Origin of the sequence: Amphritea sp. HPY, from assembly GCF_050870985.1 — a bacterium.
Taxonomy (GTDB): Bacteria; Pseudomonadota; Gammaproteobacteria; order Pseudomonadales; family Balneatricaceae; genus Amphritea.
Genome location: NZ_CP194015.1, coordinates 906,928 through 925,102, shown reverse-complemented (window position 1 = coordinate 925,102; position 18,175 = coordinate 906,928). Strand labels below are relative to the sequence as shown.

Annotated in this window: 17 protein-coding genes; 8 read left to right on the top strand and 9 right to left on the bottom strand. The window is 50.7% G+C overall.

What is annotated here, in order from left to right; genetic code table 11:
- Window positions 1-284: 284 nt before the first annotated feature.
- Window positions 285-1,772 (bottom strand): aldehyde dehydrogenase, encoded by a 1,488-nt coding sequence (locus ACQUQM_RS03855; protein ID WP_432473166.1) that lies wholly within the window; start codon window positions 1,770-1,772, stop codon window positions 285-287.
- A 282-nt stretch (window positions 1,773-2,054) separates the two neighbouring features.
- Between ACQUQM_RS03855 and ACQUQM_RS03850 the strand changes: the two genes are divergently transcribed.
- The 3 genes from ACQUQM_RS03850 (at window position 2,055) to ACQUQM_RS03840 (ending at window position 4,384) form a co-directional block, all read left to right on the top strand.
- Window positions 2,055-2,717 (top strand): TorF family putative porin, encoded by a 663-nt coding sequence (locus ACQUQM_RS03850; RefSeq protein ID WP_432473165.1) that lies wholly within the window; start codon window positions 2,055-2,057, stop codon window positions 2,715-2,717.
- Between the two features lie 198 nt (window positions 2,718-2,915).
- Entirely contained in the window at window positions 2,916-3,536 is a 621-nt protein-coding gene (locus ACQUQM_RS03845; protein ID WP_432473164.1) for a LysE family translocator, read from the top strand.
- A 242-nt stretch (window positions 3,537-3,778) separates the two neighbouring features.
- The gene (locus ACQUQM_RS03840) at window positions 3,779-4,384 is read left to right on the top strand and encodes an HD-GYP domain-containing protein (protein WP_432473163.1); all 606 of its coding nucleotides are present in this window, start codon (window positions 3,779-3,781) and stop codon (window positions 4,382-4,384) included.
- A gap of 24 nt (window positions 4,385-4,408) precedes the next feature.
- Here ACQUQM_RS03840 and ACQUQM_RS03835 read toward each other — a convergent pair whose 3' ends face one another.
- Both ACQUQM_RS03835 and ACQUQM_RS03830 read right to left on the bottom strand, forming a co-directional pair.
- The gene (locus ACQUQM_RS03835) at window positions 4,409-4,849 is read right to left on the bottom strand and encodes a hypothetical protein (RefSeq protein ID WP_432473162.1); all 441 of its coding nucleotides are present in this window, start codon (window positions 4,847-4,849) and stop codon (window positions 4,409-4,411) included.
- Between the two features lie 65 nt (window positions 4,850-4,914).
- On the bottom strand, window positions 4,915-5,514 hold the full coding sequence (locus tag ACQUQM_RS03830; RefSeq protein ID WP_432473161.1) for a pyridoxamine 5'-phosphate oxidase family protein: 600 nt from the start codon (window positions 5,512-5,514) through the stop codon (window positions 4,915-4,917).
- A 119-nt stretch (window positions 5,515-5,633) separates the two neighbouring features.
- Here ACQUQM_RS03830 and ACQUQM_RS03825 point away from each other — a divergent pair, with 119 nt between their 5' ends.
- The gene (locus tag ACQUQM_RS03825; protein ID WP_432473160.1) at window positions 5,634-7,103 is read left to right on the top strand and encodes a PLP-dependent aminotransferase family protein; all 1,470 of its coding nucleotides are present in this window, start codon (window positions 5,634-5,636) and stop codon (window positions 7,101-7,103) included.
- Between the two features lie 125 nt (window positions 7,104-7,228).
- Here the strand turns inward: ACQUQM_RS03825 and speB are convergent, their stop codons facing one another.
- A complete protein-coding gene (gene speB / locus ACQUQM_RS03820; RefSeq protein WP_432473159.1) occupies window positions 7,229-8,170 on the bottom strand; it encodes an agmatinase in 942 nt (313 codons plus the stop codon).
- Between the two features lie 134 nt (window positions 8,171-8,304).
- Between speB and ACQUQM_RS03815 the strand changes: the two genes are divergently transcribed.
- Together ACQUQM_RS03815 and ACQUQM_RS03810 are read left to right on the top strand one after the other, a co-directional pair.
- Window positions 8,305-9,261, top strand: coding sequence for a LysR family transcriptional regulator (locus ACQUQM_RS03815; protein WP_432473158.1), 957 nt, complete (start codon window positions 8,305-8,307; stop codon window positions 9,259-9,261).
- A 95-nt stretch (window positions 9,262-9,356) separates the two neighbouring features.
- Window positions 9,357-9,932, top strand: a complete 576-nt coding sequence (locus tag ACQUQM_RS03810; RefSeq protein ID WP_432473157.1) for a hypothetical protein — start codon at window positions 9,357-9,359, stop codon at window positions 9,930-9,932.
- A gap of 64 nt (window positions 9,933-9,996) precedes the next feature.
- Here ACQUQM_RS03810 and ACQUQM_RS03805 read toward each other — a convergent pair whose 3' ends face one another.
- A complete protein-coding gene (locus tag ACQUQM_RS03805) occupies window positions 9,997-10,827 on the bottom strand; it encodes a hypothetical protein (RefSeq protein WP_432473156.1) in 831 nt (276 codons plus the stop codon).
- Between the two features lie 332 nt (window positions 10,828-11,159).
- Entirely contained in the window at window positions 11,160-12,143 is a 984-nt protein-coding gene (locus ACQUQM_RS03800) for a glycosyl transferase family protein (RefSeq protein ID WP_432473155.1), read from the bottom strand.
- A 75-nt stretch (window positions 12,144-12,218) separates the two neighbouring features.
- Between ACQUQM_RS03800 and ACQUQM_RS03795 the strand changes: the two genes are divergently transcribed.
- Together ACQUQM_RS03795 and rlmD are read left to right on the top strand one after the other, a co-directional pair.
- Complete coding sequence (locus ACQUQM_RS03795) at window positions 12,219-12,980, top strand: adenosylcobinamide-GDP ribazoletransferase (RefSeq protein ID WP_432473154.1); 762 nt, start codon at window positions 12,219-12,221, stop codon at window positions 12,978-12,980.
- A 127-nt stretch (window positions 12,981-13,107) separates the two neighbouring features.
- Window positions 13,108-14,502, top strand: coding sequence for a 23S rRNA (uracil(1939)-C(5))-methyltransferase RlmD (rlmD, locus tag ACQUQM_RS03790; protein ID WP_432473153.1), 1,395 nt, complete (start codon window positions 13,108-13,110; stop codon window positions 14,500-14,502).
- Window positions 14,503-14,664: 162 nt separating this feature from the next.
- On the opposite strand, the gene ACQUQM_RS03785 is transcribed toward rlmD, so the two are convergent.
- The 3 genes from ACQUQM_RS03785 to dapA form a co-directional block, all read right to left on the bottom strand.
- Window positions 14,665-15,618 carry a 2-hydroxyacid dehydrogenase gene (locus tag ACQUQM_RS03785; protein ID WP_432473152.1) on the bottom strand — a complete coding sequence of 318 codons (954 nt, stop codon included), beginning with the start codon at window positions 15,616-15,618 and terminating at the stop codon, window positions 14,665-14,667.
- Window positions 15,619-15,685: 67 nt separating this feature from the next.
- Window positions 15,686-17,146: an outer membrane protein assembly factor BamC gene (gene bamC / locus ACQUQM_RS03780; RefSeq protein WP_432473151.1), complete on the bottom strand. Its 1,461-nt coding sequence runs from the start codon at window positions 17,144-17,146 to the stop codon at window positions 15,686-15,688.
- Between the two features lie 22 nt (window positions 17,147-17,168).
- Window positions 17,169-18,044 (bottom strand): 4-hydroxy-tetrahydrodipicolinate synthase, encoded by an 876-nt coding sequence (dapA, locus tag ACQUQM_RS03775; RefSeq protein WP_432473150.1) that lies wholly within the window; start codon window positions 18,042-18,044, stop codon window positions 17,169-17,171.
- Window positions 18,045-18,175 lie beyond the last annotated feature (131 nt).

The window sequence follows — 18,175 nt, the reverse complement described above, 5'->3', positions numbered from 1 at the left end:
CTAGCTAGAACGCGGCTGCGCCGCTTGCTAGAACGTCGCTCCGCGACTTGCTAGTAGCTAGAAAAAGCAAAAAAAACCGCCTGTATTGGCGGTTTTTTTTGTGGGATTACCAAGCAGCTGATATGAATAACTTAGCCTCTTACAGAGTAACAAACCGGGTAGCCGCATAGTATTTGAAAAGAAGGCTTTTAAGCTTTTTCTAGCTACTAGCAGGAAGGTTTACCTTCCGTTCTAGCCAGCCGCGAAGCGGCGATCTAGCCACTTGCCGTTTCACGGCACAAAACTTACAGCCGAATTAAAACGTTCTTAACATCCGTATACTTTTCAAGCGCGTGCAATGACTTATCCCGGCCATTACCGGATGCTTTAACTCCGCCAAATGGCACTGTGCTATCACCCTCGCCCCAGGTGTTCACCCAGACCATGCCGCTTTCAATCTTGCGGCTGACACGATGGGCGCGGGACAGATTGGAGGTCCATACCGCCGCACCGAGACCGTATTGTGAGTCATTCGCCAGCGCAATCGCCTCTTCTTCAGTTTCGAACTCGCATACAGCAAGCACCGGGCCGAAGATCTCCTCTTTTACAAAAGTCATACCGTTGTGGGCATCGGTAACAATGGTCGGTTTGGCATAGAAGCCTTCGCCTTCCTTGTATTCCGGCAGGCCACCCATAACAACGTTACCGCCCTCTTCCTGCGCGGAACGGATATAACGTTCAACGGTGGCCAACTGCACGCCGTCGACCATTGGTCCCATGGTGGTTTGCGGATTAAGCGGATCACCCGGTTGGAAGCGACCTGCGGCTTCTATAAGCTCGGCGATAAATTCATCTTTGATGCTCTTCTCAACGTACAAGCGGGAGCAGGCGATACAGACTTCACCCTGGTTGGCAAAGATCGCACTGGCAGCGCCAGCCGCCGCGCTCTTGATATCGGCACAATCGGCAAACACCAGATTTGGTGACTTACCACCCGCTTCCAGCCAGACCCTCTTCATGTTGGATTCTCCGGCATAGCCCATCAGCATACCGGCAACTTTAGTCGAGCCCGTGAAAGCCAGTACGTTTACGTCCATATGCAGCGCCAGCGCCTTACCAGCAGTGTGGCCAAAGCCCGGCAGTACATTCAGGACACCGTCCGGAATACCCGCTTCGGTTGCCAGTTCAGCCAGACGCAAAGCACTCAGCGGTGATTTTTCGGACGGTTTCAGAACCACCGAATTACCCGCAGCCAGGGCCGGGGCGATCTTCCAGCTTACCATCAGCAATGGATAGTTCCATGGCGTGATGGCACCGACAACGCCAACCGGTTCATGGCTGATCAGGGCCAGGGTATCTTCACCGGTCGGAGCGATTTCACCGTAGACTTTATCGATCGACTCAGCCGTCCAGCGAATACAATCGATCGCGTCAGGCACGTCAATATTAACCATCTCGGAGATGGATTTACCCATATCCATGGTATCCAGCAGTGCGAACTCATCTTTATGCTGCTCGATCAGGTCGGCCCACTTCTGCATTATCTGCTTACGCTGACGCGGATGCATCTCAGACCAGACGCCGGAACGGAAGACCTGACGAGCGCTTTCTACCGCAAGATTAACATCAGCTTCATCACAGCTGGCGACATCAACCAGCAACTGCTCAGTTGCCGGGTTGATCGATGGAAAGGTTTCACCGCTGACCGCTGACTGAAAGCCACCATTAATATAAGCCTGACCATGCAGGTTCAGGGTTTCACTCTGGGCTTTCCATTCAGAATAGCTTTTCATTTCTATTATTCTCCCGCATTCCGGATAAGGAAACTCACAACTCCTGTAATTAGGAGCCAGGTACTTAATAGCTGAGATTCCCGACTATTACCTGCAGTCTATGGCAGCGCCCTGCTACTGCTCTATATACCCAAGTAGGTAGCCTGAATACGCCGTGACTACTGCCCACTATTTCACAAATGATCTACCTACTGGGGTATACCTACTCGAGGGTATATATCGGAATCAGCCATTTTATCCAGAATGATTCCCACGATTACAAAATAACAACTGGGGAAATCGATGAAAAAAATTCTTACTGGTCTGGCTCTGACTATGGCTATCACCTCTGTTCAGGCTGCTGAAGTTTCGGGCACGATCGGCTTTACTAACGATTACCGTTTCCGTGGTATTTCGCAGACTTCTGGCGATGCAGCTGTACAGGGTAGCCTGGATGTTGCATTCGATAACGGTGTGTATGCCGGTATGTGGGGCAGCAATGTCGACTGGGATGACGATGCCAACATCGAAATCGACTACTACGTCGGCTACGGCAACGATATCAACGATGACCTGAGCTACGACGCTTACCTGGCCTACTACACCTACCCGGGCTATTCCGAAGATATCGACTATCTGGAGCTGAATGCAGGCCTGTATTACGGCGACTTTGCGCTAACTTATGCTTTCGCAAATGATTATGTGAACTCCGGCGATGCTGCACAATATATCGCACTGGACTACAGCTACGGTATCACTGAAGAAGTAAGCCTTGATCTGCACGCTGGCCACTCTTTCGATGACGCATGGGAAGGTTACGGCTACGAAGACTACTCCATCGGTCTGTCTGGCAGCGCTGCGGGTCTTGACTTGTCAGTTGCGTACCTGACTAACAGCCTGGATGTTGACGAGACTGATAACTCTGATGACGACACTGTAGTCTTCAGCGTATCCCGTACGTTCTAAGAGCACACTTATACTAGTAGTAATACCTCTTCGCACTACTTCGGGCTGCCCTCTTCGTCTTCGGGGGCAGCCTTTTTTTATTCCCGTTCAGAGCCAACCAAGCCAGAGCAATCACCTCTATGCTTTCTAATACAGAACTATCCAATCCTACACCGGAATAGTAGACTCGGCCTTTTGCCAACTATCATTGAGGCACGGATGTCTATCCCGCTGTTATCACTGTTCATTCCCACCTTTTTCTTTGTTTCTATCACTCCGGGTATGTGCATGACTCTGGCATTGAGCCTGGGCATGTCGGTGGGCGTGAGGCGCAGCCTGCATATGATGTGGGGCGAGTTGATCGGTGTCGGCCTGGTTGCCGCCGCTGCAGCACTGGGAGTCGCGGCACTGATGCTGCAATTTCCGCAGGCATTTATCTTTCTTAAGCTGGGTGGTGGGGCTTATCTGGGCTGGCTGGGCCTTCAGATGTGGCAGTCAAAAGGCAAACTGGTGATGCCCGAGCCGGGTAGCAAAATTCAGGTTCAGGGTGACTTGCAGCTGGCGTTGAACGGCTTTATTACCGCCATAGCCAACCCTAAAGGCTGGGCCTTCTTTATCACCCTGCTGCCTCCCTTTCTGGATCAGAGCCTGCCCCTGGCACCACAACTCAGCCTGCTGGTGGCGATGATTTTACTCATCGAGTTTGGCTGTTTGCTAATCTACTCTTCTGGCGGTAAAGCCCTGCGCCATCTGCTGATGGATCGGGGCAATGTGAAGCTTATGAACCGGATCGCCGGATCATTAATGATCGGCGTCGGGCTGTGGCTTGCCCTGGGTTAAACTATCCAGGCTAAATCATCCAGGGTAAAAAAACCTGGTTACAAATCTGCTACAACTGAACAACGACAAAAAAGACCTCTCTGGCCCTATACATGGAACAGGCCATAACAAATTCTCATCATAACAACGATGCTGCCGATACAGTTCTACAGTTAAATCTAGAGTGGATCAGTAGTAGCAACAGAACCGCCTCTTCTGTGTTTGATTCGTCACCCGACAACCACGTCACAGGGATACGACTTATGAACACTTGCGAACCACTGATATTTACAGACCTTAAAAAGCGCACCCACGCGTTGTCTATCGCACAGGGCTTTCACGACAAACTCACACAGCAACATTCATATCGGGTAAAAAAGTTATGTATTGCCTTAGCCCAACGGTTCAACTTGTCTTCTGCCGAAATAGCGGCACTAAAAGTCAGCGCCGTATTTCATGATATCGGTAAGTTAGGTATCCCCGACCGTATTCTGTTGAAAGCTGATAAACTTGATTCGCAAGAAAGACAACTGCTGCAATTGCATCCGGTCATTGGCCAACAGATCATAAACTCAATCAATCTGAAAGGTGCCGCCGATACTGCAAAAATTATCCGCCATCACCATGAATATTTCGATGGCACGGGCTACCCGGATAAGTTAAAGGGCGATCAGATTCCGATCGGTGCGCGAATAATCAGCGTCGTCGATAGCTACGATGCGATGTCATACACCAGGCCTTATCAGCAGTCCCGAAAACATTCAGACATTATGACCATTCTGGAACAGGAATCAGAAAACAAGCACGACCCGAACATATTTCAGGTATTCGCCGATATGATTAAAACCAGCCCACTGAAAGTACGTTGAGCAAAGCAGGTAAAATAACATTGACTAGTGATTGGGAAATGAAGCGCCCCCATTACTGTTGCCACGTTCATACAGCTCATAATATTCCTGAGTCAGATAGTCCCAGACTTTATCAACAGGTTTTACCGCTGGTATCCGATAGACGCCATCTGCAACTCTCTCCACCTGATACAGCTGACCAGGGGGGTTGAGCATCAACTGTGCCAAGCTCCTACTATGAAAGTTGTAGTGCCCAGGTTTCAGGCCATAGTGTTTCGCGACCAGGTTATCCCTATATGATGGCTCTATCATACTCATGAAAGCACACTGGCTGGTGCCTTCAATACAGAGCTGACCCTTTTTCAGATGCAAAAGATAAGGGGCGTCAGCATAAGCGTTAAACTGCCCGGCACACCCAACTAAACTAGCAGTCACAATCAACCCGACTAATAAATTCCGTAATTCTGTATAGGTTTTCATCATCATTGAATTCCTCCGTCATTATCAGTATAAACCGAGATCTGTAAGTGGGTTAAATACATGCTCAACGCTTAGTTATCCGGAATCAACTCACCAATAGTGGTTATCACCGGTTTAACGCCAGCCCAGACATCCAGTGCCATATCTTCAGGATCATCCACCGGAGCGCCGCTGCGGATCTTCGCTGACACCTCTTCTATCGGAAAGGCAAACACGGCGGTGGCTTTCATCTCAACCGCATTGGGCGGCCGAGCCTCGGCAGAACGCCCCCGGCTATACCTTTCCAACAGGGCATCCAGAACCAGCTGCTTCTCTTCTGCCCCTTCGACTAACCGCGCCTTGCCATATAGCATCACCGAACGAAAATTGACTGAATGATGGAACGCAGAGCGGGCAAATACCAGACCGTCCAGCAGGGAGACGGTAATACAGGCGGTCTCGCCCTGCATAATCGATTGAAACAGGCCATTCTTAACTGAGCCATGAATCATCAGTTCGTCACCGACACGCCAGTGAAGGGTGGGTTGCACCACCGCCTGCCCCGCAATCGTCGAGCCCACATGACAGAGATATGCCTCATCGAGAATATTGTAAATTGATTCCCGGTCGTAGCACGCTTTCTTGTTACCCCGCATAACCCGGGTTCTTCCGGTTACTGCTATATCGCTCATCTGCCAGTCTCTGCTTTATCTGTTAACTGAATTATGATTAAGAGTTTGTAATAGCAGCAGGTTAAAGACTATATTGGACCTTATTAAGACCCATTAATAAAAAATATCACAGGCCCACTTTGCACAACACCGGCATCTCTTCTGAACTTTTCACCCCCTTTCTGGCGCAGCAACACCCTGCAGGGAAGCCTTTGCCCCGCTACCGTATGCTGTTTAATTATCTGCAGCAAGGCATCATGACAGGTAAGCTTCAGCCAGCCACCAAGCTCCCTTCAAGCCGTGAGCTGGCCCAGCTATTAATGCTTTCGCGAAATACCGTAAAACAGGTCTATGAGATGCTGCAGGCCGAAGGCTATATAGAAACCCGCCACGGTGCAGGAAGTTTTGTTTCGCCTCAACTCAATATCAGTGCAGGTCGTGCCAACAAAACCAGCCCCCAAACCTCTACAACGATTAAACTATCGCTAAAGAGCCAACAGATTGACCAGTTACGGCCGCTCTACAGCCATGACAATAAACAACTGCTGCTACCAGCAATGCCTGCTATCGATCAGTTCCCCTGGCCGCAGTGGCAACGTTCGGTCGCCAGTGCCGGCAGGGAGATGAAATTCAGCTCGCTACGGGACAACCAGGGCTCGCCTGAGCTGCGCCGGGAGATTGCCAGATATCTGACAGCCAGCCGGGGGATTCACTGCCGCATGGAGCAGATTCTGATCTGTTCTGGCTCGCAACAAGGCATGCAACTGGCGTTTTCCATGCTGCTCAACCCCGGAGACAAAGTACTGGCTGAAGACCCTGGTTTTCCCGGTATTGACGGTGCGATCAGCAATGCCGGCGGAATTAAGGTATCGATACCTATTGATAGTAATGGCTTCAGAGCCGATCTGGCGATGCAAAATTCAGCCGGAGCAAAAGTGGCCTTCATTACGCCATCCCGTAACTTTCCTATCGGCTATACTCTCAGCCTTGAGCGTCGTCTCGCGCTGCTGCAGTGGGCCAGACAAAACGGCAGTTGCATCATCGAAGATGATTATGACAGTGAGTTCCGTTTCGATGGTCCACCCCTGACTGCGATGCAGGGGCTGGGTGGCGACGACTGTGTCATATACTCAGGTACTTTCAGCCGAATCCTGCACCCTTCGATCCGACTCGGATACCTGGTGCTGCCGACAGCGTTGGTCGATCCTTTTACCCGGATGCGTGGTTTTCTCGACGGCGGCCTATCCGCCCTGCCACAACTGGCACTGGCTGACTTTATGGCCAAGGGACATTTTTCAAGTCATTTGCGCCGCATGCGCAAACTGTATAAGGCACGACGCCATTACCTGCTACAACAGATCAGTGAGAAATTTTCCGATAAGCTGCAATGGCTTGCCAGTGATGGTGGCATGCATGGCGTGTTTCTTCTCTCACCTGACTATGACGATCAACAGATTGCTGAACAGGCTATTGCAAGAGGGCTGGGGATTCGTCCACTGTCCTATTACTATGATCAGGAAGCAGCGCAATCGGGATTGATTATCGGCTTTGCCGGCTATGACGAAAACCAGATGGATAAAGGCCTGAAAATACTTTCTGAGCTGCTATAACAAGCCATCCGGAAACCGTCACAGTTACTCCGTTAAAAATAACAGCAGCCGTTATAAAAAAGGCTGCGCACCTGTAACAGGAGGCAGCCGAAGATAGTGAACGTTTTACCGGCTTCGTCGGATTACTAAGCTGCGCCTTTATTCGCAGCCAGAACGTAGAGATACTCCAACGCCAGGGTCGCACCTGCCAGCGAAGTGATCTCGGCATGATCATAGGCCGGCGCAACCTCTACTACATCCATCCCGATCAGGTTAAGCCCCTGCAGACCACGAATAACTTTTAGTGCGCAATCCATTGTCATACCGCCAGACACGGGTGTTCCGGTACCCGGTGCGTAGGCGGGATCCAGACCATCTATATCAAAGCTGACATAGGCCTTTTTATCGCCAACCCGGGCTTTTATTCTCTCCAGAATACCCTGCGGGCCGTGATCTCCAACCCAGGCGGCATCCAGCACTTCGAACGGATGGCCATCCAGAGTATACGCAGTACGAATACCGATCTGAATTGAATGCTCAGTATCTACCAGGCCTTCCTCAACCGCATGATGAAACAGCGTACCGTGATCGTACTTAGTGCCGCCGGAATAGGTATCGGTGTGAGCATCAAAATGAATCAGTGCCACCGGTCCATGTTTTTTGGCATAGGCACGCAGTACCGGCAGTGTAATAAAGTGATCACCGCCGAAAGTCAGTGCACTTTTACCGGACTCAAGAATCTGGCCGATATGGGCCTGCAGATTATCCACCATGGTTTGCGGCTCACCGTGCTTAAACAACACATTACCGGAATCGGCCACCTTCAGATGATCATCCAGCGCAAACTGCCATGGCCAGCGCGCGCCCTCCCAGATCAGCTGTGCCGAAGCCTGACGTACCCCCTGTGGCCCGAACCGGGCACCGGAACGACCGGAAGTAGCCATATCAAACGGCACACCGCTGACAACCACTTCTGCATCAGAGTCAGCAGGCTTGCTGACAACCGGAAACTCCATAAAAGTCATACCGAGCGAACCATAGATCGGCAGGTCAGCATCAGCCACGCTGGCTTTTGGCATATCAGACATCTCTCACCTCAAATAAATTTATATTTCTACTTAGTTGAAACCAGATTAACCGGACGCCTATAATTATTGAAACGCATACTTTAAATACATATATGCATGAAATTAATAAATAATACTATTCGTCAGGATCTTCAATGAAGCCGTTACGCCAGTTTGACCTCAACCTGCTGATCATTCTTGAAGCTCTGCTCAGTGAGTGCCATGTCAGCCGGGCCGCCGATAAAGTATTTCTCAGCCAGTCTGCGATGAGCCATGCCCTGAATCGCCTGCGCCAGCAATTGGATGACCCTCTACTGGTACGCACCGGCAACGGGCTGCAACCGACACCTCGGGCTGCGGCGATGTTGCCGGAAATCCGTCGCGCCCTGCAGTTGGTCGAACGCACCTTGTCTCCTCCGGAAAGCTTCATCCCCGAAAACAGCAAGCGCTGCTTTAAGATCGCCTGTACCGATTACTTCGAAGCGATCGTCCTGCCTGCCCTGGTGTCCCACCTGCAACATACTGCTCCGGCTATCAGCATTGAAGTTGAGATGATCACCGAAGCCAGCACACGACAACAGCTGGAAAGTCGTGAGATTGACCTGATTGTAGGGATAGACCGCAACCTGCCGGTTCCGGATCACCTCGTACAGCAGCACTGGATCACAGAGACACAGATATGCGTAGCAGGTACCGCTAATAACAAAGTTGGCGACAGTATCAATCTGCAACAGTATACGAAGCTTACCCACGTTGTTTTTTCTGATCTTGCCGGAGAAACCTCCAACGCGATCGATCAATGGTTAGCAAACCAGCAGCTGCAACGAAAGCACAGCGCCCGTACAGTGAACTATATGGCGGCAGCAAGGATTGTTGCTTCGACAGACGGAATCATCACCCTGCCCCTGCATATGGCAAAACTGTTTAGCGAGATGCTGCCGGTGCGGCTTGTTTCACCTCCGGCAGGTGTTCCGGAAGTTGCGATGACCACTATCCACCATCCACTGTTCAGTAATGATCCAGGCCTGTTGTGGCTGCTGGATCAGGTTAATCATTTTGGTGCTGCTACTGCCCAGGCTCCCGCTTTGAACCAGGCGGGTCTGGCTCTTTAATATCAATTTACTTCATTCAAAACCATTTTTAGTAGCACGTAATTCACCTCAACACTTTCTGGGGTCATCTACACTCAGTCAGAGGAGGAACACTTATGTCTGGTATTTTTTTACGATCAGTCCTTATTCTTGCCCTGTTTCTGACCCCGGCACTGGGCGAGCAACATATGAGCCTTATGTTTGGTTCCGGCGCCTATGCCAAAGGCGGCGAAGGTGGAGGCAACGGCGGGGGGAATGGCGGAGGTAATGGTGGCGGCCATGGTAATGGCCATAGCGCGGAAGCGGACGCTGGCGTTAGCCATAGCCCCGGGCACGGCAAAGAAAACGGCCGCAATCAGGGTAATGGCTATGGTGAGTTTGGCAACAATCATGGATCGGTCGCCAGCAAGCTGGGTAGCCTGAATGCTGCACATGCGTCACCAAACGCCCGACAAAATGCATCCAAAAGCTCTATGGTTGGCCAGATAGCCGCCTATGAACAAGCGATAGCAGATGCGAATGATCAGTCGCTAAGCCCTGAAGAAAGATCTCTGGCAGAAGAAAAAGCGGTCGGAATGCTGGCTGACATATCTAACAAAGATGTCGATCAGGAGGTAGTCAACGCGGTAAATAGCCTTCTGGGTATCGAGCCGGCAGAGGAACCTGATGGGGAACCTGATGCTGAAAACTGAACTGCTCTGTAGCCCAGCTAACCGCTAAGAAGCCACTACGTGATATCAGGTCCCCGCTATACCATTAGCGGGTATCTCTCAGTAGTTGCAATGTATTCCAGTCGATAGCGACATCGGATAACAACAGTTCTTGTCGGGTATAGCGATTAAATGCCACGCGGCTTTGTTGTCCCCAAATACCATCAACACTGCCTTGCAGGTAGCCAATCCGCTTGAGCTGCTGCTGGATATATTGAGCTGTCGCTCGATCCGGCTTTTGCCTGCGCAGCATACGCTGACTGATTTGCTGACGCTGAGCAGGTGTAGTTAACCTTTGCATCTTACGTCGCAACTGTTCTGAATGCTCAATCTGGAATTTTTCTGCCTGACTAAACCAGTACCATGCAGCGGCGTCACTTTCTGGCAACCCCAGACCTTTGGCATAGCCGACAGCAAGCTCAAACGCAGCCTTAGGATGATTCTGTGCAGCCGCTTTACCTGCCAGAAACATCGCCCATATCGGATCCCTGTCGACGCCATTGCCCCCCAGATATAACCTTGATAGCTGATACTGCGCCCGGCTATGCCCCTGCTTCGCTGCCTGATCAAGCCACTGAGCAGCATTGCTGAAGCTATGCCCGACACCGCGTCCGGTGAGATAGGACATGCCTGTCATATAAGCGCCGTTGGCTGAGCCATGATAAGCAGCACGCTTGAACTCAGCTACCCCGCGGGCATAGTCCTGCTCTACACCCTGCCCCTGGGTATACTCCATTCCCCGACGGTATTCAGCCTGAGCGAGTTGAGGATTATCATCCGTGGCGATCCACCCGGACGAAGACAGTTCCGCACACCCCGATAAAACAGCCAGATGAAAAACAGAAGAAAAAGCAACCACCTTTAACCTACCCGACATAGCATCCCCTGATTACCATTAAGCAATGGTACATAGTATATGCAATTTCTCGCCGAACGCAGGTTCAGGAAAGGCACTAGCCGTTGCTCGACAGAATTATCAAACCGGCACCTTTTCAAAGACAATAAAAAACGCGCCCGAAGCACGTTTTTTTTAAAGTAATTTCCTTACAACGTAACCCTGCTCTGAGCAGCCTCAGAAATAATTAAGAAGGCCCTTTCGAGCTACGAGCTAGTCGCGAAGTGACGGTCGAACCACGAGCAACGGTTCTTTGCATTTCCGAGCTACGAATGAGTCGCGAAGCGACAGTCGAGCCACGAGCAACGTTTATTTTAATATTTCCCTTTATCCCGCTGCTGCCACATCGTTTCAGCGCTAGCAATCAAATCTGCTTCATTCTCCCCTTGATTCAGGAGCTTCAGCACCACCGCCAGGGTAGAAACTAGCGCGCCTTCACCATATTCATGATACTTTTCACCACGCCACACAGCCAATAAGTCTGAGGTATCCAAATCCTCTTTTACGAGCCGCTTTGGAAAGTATCGCGGCCATTCTGAGGTGCTGTACTTGCCATCGCGGGTCCATTGCAGATCGCATTCTGAATCCGGTTTAATCTCTGCTTCTCCGCCATCGCCTTTAATGGTCAAACCTTGCTCGACACCCAACAGCTGTGCGGTTTTCTGATGCATAGGGCCATAAGCGGGATGAAACACGCCATCAACAGTATGCCGTGCCCGCAATGGGTTAAGCAGGCGACATAAGGTGTGTACCGGCGAACGTAAGCCCATAATAGGTCGCAGGTTAATAATCCGTCCCATCTCGGCACTGAGACTATCGATCGACATAAATGCAAAGTTACGCTCAACTAAACCTTGCTCAGCCTGTAACCAATCAGCGGCCACCGGTATATTAAACTGCGCCAACATATCCTCAGTATAAATTCGATCCGGCGTATGGCCTTTTGCGCCATGCATAAAGATCTTTACACCACTATCGGCCAGTACCAGCGCAGTAAGTATAAACCAGGGTAACTGGCGCTTCTTACCCGCATAAGTCGACCAGTCCAGATCAACCTGAAGGTGATCCGGGGCAGGATAATGGTTGCGTACCGCTTCGATAAAACCGGCCAGCTCTTCCGGAGACTCCTCCTTTACCCGCAACAGCATCAGAAAGGCCCCTAACTGCTCAGGTTCAACCTGCCCGGCCAGAATCATCCGCATCGCTTCCCGCGCTTCCTCCTGGGTTAACGATCGGGAACCTTTTTTGCCTTTACCAAGGATACGCACAAAGGGTGCGAAAGGGTGTTCTTGCGTCATAGACCTACTCAACAGATTGAATTACAGTGGGCTGTTTGTGAAACTAACACGATTTTATACCCGAGCCGATTACGAATGAAAGCCTTTCATCCCGAGATTAACCTGCTGTTTAACGCCCTGGTATTTTTCACCCGTATCCCGGCACCTCAAGGAGTCGATTATTCAGCGGCTAACCTTAACCGGGCCAGCCGCTACCTGCCGCTGATCGGCCTTTTTATTGGCGCCTGCGCCGCGTTGGTGCTATCCCTCGCCGCTCAACTCCTGCCGCTAAGCCTTGCTGTATTACTATCAATGCTTACCACTATCCTGCTTACCGGCGCATTCCATGAAGATGGCCTGGCCGATAGCTCTGATGGCTTTGGTGGTGGCTGGGATAAAGGACAGATACTGCGGATCATGAAAGATTCCCGTATCGGCACCTATGGCGTTGTCGCACTGATCATGACACTGGCCATCAAATACCATGCCCTCAGTGAACTTATGTATCCGGCGAGCATCCTGATTCTGGGCCATAGCCTGAGCCGCTTTGCTGCGGTCTGCCTTATATATCGGGATAGCTATGTCAGGGAAGATGCGGACGCTAAAGCTAAGCCACTGGCAAACAGGATTGACCGCAACGGTTTGCTTATCGCCAGCCTCCCACCGGTACTGGCTCTGCTACTGATGGCCAGTTTAAGTGCCTGGCTGGTACTGATTCCGGTATGCCTGATCACAGCGGGTTGCAGCTATTACTTTAACAAGAGGATCGGCGGTTATACTGGTGACTGCCTCGGTACTTGCCAGCAACTGACCGAACTGAGTATTTATCTGTTCTTCTGCTTACCCTGGTTTATCTAGATCCTATCTGCCAGTTGTTTATCTGAGCAGCCCATATAATTAATCAAGATAATCATTTAAAGCGGCACGATTTCTGTAAGCGACACTATATAACTGATAGAATCCCGCATTCTTCAGGAGAGGTCGAATGAAACGCTACAAGTCACGCAAAAAACCACAGCCGCAAAGCGCTAAATCCACCCCGGCACTGCCATCAGATCCGGTCGAGATTGAGATAGAATCACTCAGCCATGATGGCTTAGGTGTTGGTCGTTTTGAAGGCAAAGTGACCTTTGTCAGCAATGCCCTGCCTGGTGAAAGAGTACTGGCCCGCTTTTCTGAAGCAAAGAGTAAATTCAATGCAGCTCATGCAATCGAAATTCTTAGCCCCAGCCCGGATCGAATTGAACCCAGCTGCCCCCATTACGCTGAGTGTGGCGGCTGTGATCTGCAGCACTTATCAGCTGAGCGTCAGCTGGAACTGAAACAGATCCAGGTACTTGATCAGCTGCAACGCATCGGCCAGACAACACCGACTAAGGTTCTGGCACCGCTACGCTCAGCGAGCACTCATTACCGTCGTAGTGCCCGCATCGGTGTCAATCAGCTGGCCGATGGCGAGCCGATCGTTGGCTTCCGCCGCAAACAGAGCAATCTGCTGTGCCAGATCGATAATTGCGAAGTGCTGGATCAGCGCCTGGAAAACATTTTCAGCGTAGTTCGGGACACTCTGCAGGATGCGGGTGATATCAAGATGATCACCCATCTTGAAATAGATCTGGGTGATAGCGGTGGCTTTCTGACTATCCGGCACGTGAAAAATATCAATGCCGAACTGCGCCAGAAACTGCAGAAGGTTGCCGACCAGTATCAGCTAACGCTTAACTTTGCCGGCAATGATGCAAGCCAGAGTGAGCAACCATCTGCACAGGTTTGCTACCAGTTATCTGACGAGAAACTCTGGTTCCGCAGCGGTGACTTCATTCAGGTCAATGCAGGAATCAATCAGCAGATGATTGATCAGGCGATCAGCCTGCTGGCACCACAGAATGATGACCAGATTCTTGATCTGTTCTGCGGACTCGGCAACTTCTCACTGCCACTGGCACGCAGTGGTGCGCAGATTACCGGTATCGAAGGTAACATTTCGATGGTTCATCAGGCCGCTTTCAATGCCGAGCAGAACCAACTAAACAACTGTGAGTTCCATTGCGCTAACCTGGCAGAAAGCCTGGCCGGCGTACACTGGTACCGAAAGGGTTACAACAAGATCCTGCTTGACCCACCCCGGGCAGGTGCCGCGACCATTATTCCGCAACTAACCGCACTGAAACCGGAAAAAATTCTCTACATCTCCTGTAACCCGGGAGCCCTGGCCCGCGATAGCCAGCTGCTGCAAGAGCAAGGCTACAGCCTGGAGCAGTTCCTGGTTATGGATATGTTCCCTCAGACCCATCACATCGAATCGATGGCGTTGTTTGTTAAGGGTAAAAAACCGGCCAAAAAGCAAAAGTTGTTCGCCGGCAAGGGCCACCGGGGCTGATATCAATCTAACAGCCCCTGTGCTGTGACCGGGACAACAGGTCGCTGCAGAAAGCGATGGCGGACAGGCTGCTATTACATACCGAATGAAGGGGGTTATCCTCCCCTGAAGCAGGCGAGCAACTGATTTTCAGTTGCCCCCGCCCCGCTTACCGGCAGTATTTCAGCTCACCACCATTCTAATCATTTCGTTTCGCTTAAAGCCTGCTATGCTCTCGGTCATCTGCGCAACAATTCTCTGCCGCGCCTGAACACTGCCCCAGGCACTGTGTGGCGTAACAATCAAGTTAGGAATATCATCAGCCAGTAGCGGATTACCTTGTACCGGTGGCTCAACGGTCAGCACATCTGTGGCGGCACCTGCCAGATGACCCGACTTTAATGCCTGTGCTAAGTCCGTCTCATTAACGATACCGCCACGGGCAGCATTGACCAGGAACGATCCTGGCTTCATCAGCGCCAGCGCAGCACTATCGATCAGGTTCCGGGTGTCATCAGTCAGCGGGCAGTGCAATGTCAGTACATCAACCTGGGGCAGTAACTGAGCCAGCGGTAAGCGCCCTTCAACTACCTTGTCACCACGCTGGGCGATCAGGACTTTCATACCAAAGGCTTCAGCTAATCGGGCTACCCCGGCCCCCAGGTTGCCGTAACCAACCAATCCCAGTGTTTTACCTTCCAGCTCCTGAATCGGATAATCCAGCAGACAGAACTGCTTTGCCTGCGCCCACTGACCATTACGGGCCGCAGTATTGTAGGCTATGAGATTGGTATGCAGTGCCAGCATCAAAGTCAGTACGTGCTGAGCTACCGAAGCGGTACCGTAGGCCTGGCAATTAGCCACTTTAATATTTAGCTCTGCGGCCTTTACCAGATCCACATTGTTGGTGCCGGTCGCAGCAATACAGATCAGTTTTAATTGCTTGGCCTGCTGCAGTAATGCTGCATCGAGTACTACCTTATTGACGATAACCACATCAGCATCGACAATCCGACCTGCTACCTGCTCCGGCGCGGTTTCCGCAAAACCTTCAAAACTATCGAACTGAGACTGCAGATCAGTCAGTTGCAGGTCGTCACAATCAAGGCTTTTCAGATCCAGAAAAACTGCTTTCATAATTTTCCCCATTTTAAGGCAACAAAAAAGGGGCTCACGCCCCTTTTCAGATATAACCTGTGGTAAATCAGATACTATCTTTAATTTCCCACAGAATCTCATCAGCAATTACGGCCGGCGCTGAATAACCTTCCGGCGTTTTCACAGTAAGGTAAACACCATTCGCTGTGCGGTTCATTTTCAGCTGATACTGACCAACATGCTCGTAAGTACCGGTATCAGAGTTGAAGACGCCCCCCTCTTCAGCACCGAAATTATAGAGCACCTTACCATTAAACCAGATTTTGAAACCCTTCTGATTAGCCGGATCATTTGGATCGTTGAGATTGTAACTCTCTTGTTCAGTATCAACAGCATCTTTTGGCACTGATGAAGCGACTGTGACAATAGCTTCTTCCCCATCAGACTGAAGCGGAACCTTAAGCGGACTTTCCTTAACAACCGGGCGGCTTACGGGCTTAGCACTATAACTTATCTGTTCAGCGTCTTCATTAAAACCAAGCGCACTTGCCACCCCTCCGGTGCTCAGCTTGATCTCTTTACGGTCAGAATGAAGCCACTCAAAGAAGCCCATCTTTTCTACTTCATCAAACGGCGTTGATGTTGTATAGGTCATATAGAAAATACCAGCCCCCTGATCCCGGGTTCCCACATCGAGGCCTGACCGGGTCAATGCGGAATCAATCTGAGCCCATGCCTGATCGACTGGTGCCGTTACTTTAAGTGCCGGGAAGCCTTTAGAATCACGGCCTAACTGAGGGCGGGCCCGTTGGCTCTGCTTTTTAACCAGGGCACTCTGAGTCGTCACATCACTAGATGACTTACTCAGGTAACGCAGCACCTCAAACATCATATCCGACTTATAACCAACATCCTGCGCTGAACCACTCCAGTCCACAGTAGATGATTTCTCAGCCTGGGCAACCCGGACATGCTTCATTGCAATTGAAGTACGGTTGTAATCATCCTTTACCGGACGGACGGATATCTGCAGCTTGTCGCTGACTGCACCGTCAATATCCTGAAAAGTCATCTTTTTTATCAGGCTATCAATAAAACTGTAATCTTTGCCGTCAGAGTCGATCCAGGCGGTCTCCATCACCCCTTCGCGAGGAGCTGATTTAGCCAGTTCAACATTATTAAAACGTAAGAAGTCCTGAAGTTGAACCCAGACATCACCCACCGGCTCATCGACGATAAGGATCTTATCGCCATTTTCACGCTTCAGGTTAACCTTTTCACTACCGGCATCGGCATAGAAAAACTCAGGACGAGGTACTTCAAAATCAGAAGTACGAACCGAAGCGGTCTGGCCGGCAGACGGCACACTCAGCCGATCTTCCATCTGTTTAGAACGAGCTTGCAGGCTTGGCGGCAGTTCCAGTCGGTTAGTGGACTCAGACTTCTCATAATTCTGACTCCGGTCATTAATAATACCGTCCTCACCATAGATCGGATTAGAAATGGAGCCACAACCTGCAACACTTAACACAGCTGCTGCCAAAGGCAGCAAGGTGATTATTCTCATTCTGCTCGTCCGTATAGATAGATTAGATAATTTCGCAAGTCTTCAGGGCTTCACGCACCTGAGAATGATACTGCTGATCCAGTACGGTCAGCGGCAGTCGGATACCCAGCCCCATCAAGCCCATCTCAGTCATCGCCCACTTCACAGGAATCGGATTAGCCTCGACGAACATCGCGTTATGAACCGGGTTTAGCTTTTCCTGAATTGCACGAGCACCATCAGCGTCTCCAGCTATTGCAAGGCGGCACAGCTCGCCCATTTCAGCCGGAGCGACGTTAGCCGTTACCGAAATATTACCGTCACCACCGAGTAGCATCAGCTCAACCGCAGTTCCATCGTCTCCGGAGTAGATAGCGAAATCTTTTGGTGCAGCCTCGATCAGGACTTTAGCACGATCAAGATCGCCGGTAGCTTCTTTAATGCCTACAATATTTTCAATTTCAACCAGACGCAGTACGGTCTCAGGCAGCATATCGCAAGCAGTACGTCCTGGCACATTGTACAAAATCTGTGGGATATCAACCGCTTCAGCAATGGTCTTATAATGCTGATACAAACCTTCCTGAGTCGGCTTATTGTAGTACGGAGTCACCAGCAAACATGCATCGGCACCCGCATCTTTAGCACTGCGGGTAAGCTCAATCGCTTCCTGGGTAGAATTAGCCCCGGTACCGGCAATCACAGGGATCGCACCGGCAACCCGCTCTACCACCCGTTTGATGACCTGACAATGTTCATCGCAGTTCAGTGTGGCAGATTCTCCGGTAGTGCCAACCGCCACGATAGAATCAGTACCCTTCTCCAGATGGAAGTCTACAACCTTATCCAGCGCGTCCCAATCAACATCGCCGTTAGACATCATCGGGGTAACAAGAGCAACAATGCTGCCAGTAATCATCTTCGTCTCCGTATGTATTAACAAAAGCCTATGGTACTTGCCAACCTATCAGCGCTCAACCTCTTACGCCTCAATAAGTTAGCTAATCCGACCAGTACCATTTTTGGTATCTGAAATGCCGGATACCAGCT

Bases quoted from the DNA above. Each gene is read 5' to 3' on its own strand.
- dapA (WP_432473150.1), bottom strand. From the start codon at position 18,044: ATGATTACTGGCAGCATTGTTGCTCTTGTTACCCCGATGATGTCTAAC.
- ACQUQM_RS03850 (WP_432473165.1), top strand. From the start codon at position 2,055: ATGAAAAAAATTCTTACTGGTCTGGCTCTGACTATGGCTATCACCTCT.
- ACQUQM_RS03830 (WP_432473161.1), bottom strand. From the start codon at position 5,514: ATGAGCGATATAGCAGTAACCGGAAGAACCCGGGTTATGCGGGGTAAC.
- rlmD (WP_432473153.1), top strand. From the start codon at position 13,108: ATGAAACGCTACAAGTCACGCAAAAAACCACAGCCGCAAAGCGCTAAA.
- ACQUQM_RS03785 (WP_432473152.1), bottom strand. From the start codon at position 15,618: ATGAAAGCAGTTTTTCTGGATCTGAAAAGCCTTGATTGTGACGACCTG.
- ACQUQM_RS03815 (WP_432473158.1), top strand. From the start codon at position 8,305: ATGAAGCCGTTACGCCAGTTTGACCTCAACCTGCTGATCATTCTTGAA.
- ACQUQM_RS03840 (WP_432473163.1), top strand. From the start codon at position 3,779: ATGAACACTTGCGAACCACTGATATTTACAGACCTTAAAAAGCGCACC.
- ACQUQM_RS03810 (WP_432473157.1), top strand. From the start codon at position 9,357: ATGTCTGGTATTTTTTTACGATCAGTCCTTATTCTTGCCCTGTTTCTG.
- ACQUQM_RS03845 (WP_432473164.1), top strand. From the start codon at position 2,916: ATGTCTATCCCGCTGTTATCACTGTTCATTCCCACCTTTTTCTTTGTT.
- ACQUQM_RS03800 (WP_432473155.1), bottom strand. From the start codon at position 12,143: ATGACGCAAGAACACCCTTTCGCACCCTTTGTGCGTATCCTTGGTAAA.
- ACQUQM_RS03805 (WP_432473156.1), bottom strand. From the start codon at position 10,827: ATGTCGGGTAGGTTAAAGGTGGTTGCTTTTTCTTCTGTTTTTCATCTG.
- ACQUQM_RS03855 (WP_432473166.1), bottom strand. From the start codon at position 1,772: ATGAAAAGCTATTCTGAATGGAAAGCCCAGAGTGAAACCCTGAACCTG.
- ACQUQM_RS03795 (WP_432473154.1), top strand. From the start codon at position 12,219: ATGAAAGCCTTTCATCCCGAGATTAACCTGCTGTTTAACGCCCTGGTA.
- bamC (WP_432473151.1), bottom strand. From the start codon at position 17,146: ATGAGAATAATCACCTTGCTGCCTTTGGCAGCAGCTGTGTTAAGTGTT.
- speB (WP_432473159.1), bottom strand. From the start codon at position 8,170: ATGTCTGATATGCCAAAAGCCAGCGTGGCTGATGCTGACCTGCCGATC.
- ACQUQM_RS03835 (WP_432473162.1), bottom strand. From the start codon at position 4,849: ATGATGATGAAAACCTATACAGAATTACGGAATTTATTAGTCGGGTTG.